The following is a 3944-nucleotide window of genomic DNA, read 5'->3' as shown; positions in this document are numbered from 1 at the left end:
TCGATGGCGGCGCGGTGGGGTAGCCGGGCGCGGTGGTGCAGGGTCGTGGCGGTGTCGGCGATGGGTGTGTGTGGGTGGTTGCGGGTGTGGGTGGCTAGGTCGGCGGCGAGTTGTTGTAGTGCGGTGGGGGTTTTTGCCGATAGGTGGATCCAGGGGCCGGGTTCGGGGGTGGGTGCCGGTTCGGTGGGTGGGGCTTGTTCGAGGATGAGGTGGGCGTTGGTGCCGCTGATTCCGAATGATGACACTGCGGCGCGGCGGGGTCGGCCGGTGTCGGGCCAGGGGGTGTTCTGGGTGAGGAGGTGAACCGCTCCGGTGGTCCAGTCGACGTGTCGGGACGGCTGGTCGATGTGTAGTGAGGCGGGTAGCAGGCCGTGGTGCATGGCCTGGATCATTTTGATGACTCCGGCGACTCCGGCGGCGGCCTGGGTGTGGCCGATGTTCGATTTGATCGATCCCAGCCAGAGTGGCTGGTCGGGGGTGTGGGCGGTGCCGTAGGTGGCCAGGAGGGCTTGGGCTTCGATCGGGTCGCCCAGGGTGGTGCCGGTGCCGTGCGCCTCGACCACATCCACCTGGGCGGCGGACAGTTTCGCGTTCGCCAGGGCCTGCTCGATGACGCGTTGCTGGGACGGGCCGTTCGGGGCGGTCAGGCCGTTCGACGCCCCGTCCTGATTGACCGCGGAGCCACGCACGATGGCCAGAATCTGGTGGCCGTGACGGCGGGCGTCGGAGAGGCGTTCGAGCAGGACCAGGCCGGCGCCCTCACCCCAGCCGGTGCCGTCGGCGGCATCGGCGAACGGCTTGCACCGCCCGTCCGGGGCCAGCCCCCGCTGCCGGGAGAACTCGATGAAGGCCGACGCGGTCGACATCACCGTCACCCCGCCGGCGATCGCCAGGTCACACTCGCCCTGCCGGAGCGCCTGCATGGCCAGGTGCATGCCGACCAGCGACGAGGAACAGGCGGTGTCGACCGTGACGGCGGGGCCTTCCAGACCGAACGTGTACGCCACCCGGCCGGAGGCGACGCTGGCCGCGCTGCCGTTGCCGAGATAACCCTCGAAGCCGTCCGGGGTGCGGTGCATCAGCCGCGGCCCGTAGTCGGCATAGATGACCCCGGCGAAGACCCCGGTGGCGCTGCCGCGGACGGAATCCGGGTCGATGCCGGCCCGCTCGAACAGCTCCCACGTCGTCTCCAGCAGCAACCGCTGCTGCGGATCCGTCGCCATGGCCTCACGCGGGTTCATCCGGAAGAAGTCCGCGTCGAACAGATCCGCGTCGTGCAGGAACGCGCCGGTCCGCGCGTACGTCGTCCCGGGCTTGTCCGGGTCCGGGTCGAACAGCTTGCCGAGATTCCAGCCCCGGTTGACGGGGAACTCGCCCGTCGCGTCGCCGCCGGAACTGACCAGGTCGAACAGCTGTTCCGGGGAGCCGACCCCGCCCGGGAAACGGCAGGCGGTCGAGACCACGACGATCGGCTCGTCGGCGGGCCGGGACGTCGCCACCACCGGGCGGCGCGGGCCCGCCGTCTCGAGGACCAGGCGGGTGAGGTGCCCGGCCAGGCGCCGCGGGTCCGGGTGATCGAAGACCAGCGTCGCCGGCAGCTTCTGACCGGTGGCGGCGTTGAGCCGGTTGCGCAACTCGACGGCGGTGAGCGAGTCGAAACCGATCTCGCTGAACGGCCGGTCCGGCTCGATCCGTTCCGCACCGGAGTGCCCGAGGACCGCGGCGGCCTGGGCCCGGACCATGTCGAGCAGCAGCAGCGGCCGCCGTGCCTCCGGCAGGAGGCGCAGCCGCGCGGCGAGGTCGTCCTGACCGGCGGCCGCGGCGGCCGTCCGCAGCGTCGGGCCCGCCAGCCCCCGGGCCAACGGCGGCAGGTTCGGACGACGGCGCAACGACGCGGTGGACAGCGGCGCGCACACCTGATGAGCCGGGCCGCCGGCGAGGGCGGCGTCGAACAGCGCCAGGCCCAGCTCGGCGCTGATCGGGTCGGCCGTGGCCGCCGCCGAGGCCTGCGCCGTCATCGCCGTGGCCACGTCCCAGTAGCCCCAGGCGATCGCGGTGCCGGGCAGGCCGAGACCGCGGCGGTGCGCGGCCAGCGCGTCGAGATAGGTGTTCGCCGCGGCGTAGTTGGCCTGCCCCGGGTTGCCGAAGGTGCCGGCCGCCGAGGAGAAGAGCACGAAGGCGGACAGGTCGAGCCCGCGGGTCTGCTCGTGGAGATGCCGGGCGGCGTCCGCCTTGGCGGCGAGCACCCGCCGCAACTGTTCGTCGGTCATCGTGCCGAGCGTGGCGTCGTCGATAACGCCGGCGGCGTGCACGACCGCGGTCGGCGGGTGCGGAAGGACGGCGATCAGCTCGGCCACCTTCCCGCCGTCGGACAGGTCGCACGCGACGATCTCGACCTCGGGGGCGAGCCGGCGCAGCGCCTCGGCGTCGGGGTGAGCCGGGCCGGTCCGGGACACCAGCACGAGCCGGGTGACACCGCTGTGCTGGGCGAGATGGCGGGCCACGAGCGCGCCGAGGCCGCCGGTGCCCCCGGTGATCAGCACCGTGTCGTCCGGACCGAGGCGCCGCCCCGCCGGCCCGCCGGTGATCCGGGCCAGGCGGGGCACCAGCACGTTCCCGTCGCGGACCGCGACCTCGGGCTCGCCGGCGGCCAGCGCGGCGGCCAGGGCCCGGTCGTCGAGGACGTCGGTGTGCACCAGGGTCACCGAACCCGGGTTCTCGCTGGCGGCGGAGCGCGCGAGGCCGGTCAGGACGCCGTGCTCGGGACGGTCCGGGCTCACCGGAACCACCACCGGCCGGTCCCCGCCCTCCCGGAGCCGGTGCAGCAGGCCGGCGGCGAGCTCGAAGAGATCGCCGGTCTCCGGCGGGGTCCACACCTCCACGTCGCCCGCGTCGGCGTCGGCGCCCGCGGCCGTCCAGGTGATCTCGAAACGGCTGCCGTCCGTGCGGGGGCCGCCCAGCATCGTGGGGTCGACGGGGCGGGTGGCGAGTTGGTTGATGGTGATGACGGGTTGTCCGGTGGGGTCGTAGGCGCTGATGGTGATGCCGTTGTCGGTGGGGGTGAGTGTGGCGTGGAGTTCGGTGGCGTTGGTGGCGTGCAGGGTGACGCCGGTCCAGGCGAAGGGTAGGTGGATGGTGTCGCCGGTGTGGGTGGCGAGGGGGTGCAGGGTGGCGTCGAGTAGGGCGGGGTGGATGGTGTGGCCGTCTGTGGTGAGGCCTTCGGGTAGGGCGATAGTGGTGTAGGTGGTGCGGTCGGGGTGTTGCCAGGCGGCGGTGACGGCGGTGAAGGCGGGTCCGTAGTGGTAGCCGGCGGCGGCGAGGTCGTCGTAGAGAGTGGTTGTGTCGACCGGGGCGCAGCCGGGCGGAGGCCACTCGGTGAAGGCAGCGGGTTCGGGTGCAGCGGCACCGAGGCTGCCGGAGGCGTTCAGGACCCAGGGCTCGTCGTCGCCGGTGCGCGAGTGGACGGTCACGGTCGTGCCGGTCGTGCTGACCTGCAACTGGACCGGGTGGCCGGCGGGCAGGACGACCGGGGTCTGCAGCGTGAGCTCCTCCAGCGCGGGCGTGCCCGTGTGGGCGGCGGCGTGCAGGGCCATGTCGAGCAGGGCGGTGCCGGGGAGCAGGACGGTGTCGCCGACGGCGTGGTCGGCCAGCCAGGGGTGGGTGTGCAGGCTGACGAGGCCCGTGTGATGGGACGTGTCGGTGTCGGCGACCCGGATCTCTGCGGTGAGCAGCGGGTGCGCCGAGGAACGTTGGCCCAGGCCCGAGGCGTCGGTCAATCGGGGAGCCGGATCGAGCCAGTAGCGCTGGTGTTGGAAGGGGTAGGTGGGGAGGTTGACCGGTCGGGTGGGTGTGGGGGTGAGGTGGTTGGTGTTGGGGTGGTGGTGGGTGTGGAGGATGGCGCGTTGGGTGGTGAGTCGGTGGGGGGTGTCGTCGTTGCGGCGGAG

Annotated in this window: 1 protein-coding gene; it reads right to left on the bottom strand. The window is 72.9% G+C overall.

The genetic code is table 11. The features are described from left to right. Positions 1 to 3944, bottom strand: a 3944-nt coding sequence (locus ACGFIQ_RS36190) for a type I polyketide synthase (RefSeq protein ID WP_393250845.1), incomplete at both ends; no start/stop codon positions are given.

Source organism: Micromonospora sp. NPDC048898 (assembly GCF_043198035.1).
GTDB lineage: Bacteria > Actinomycetota > Actinomycetes > Mycobacteriales > Micromonosporaceae > Micromonospora.
This window is presented reverse-complemented; position numbering and strand designations above follow the sequence as displayed.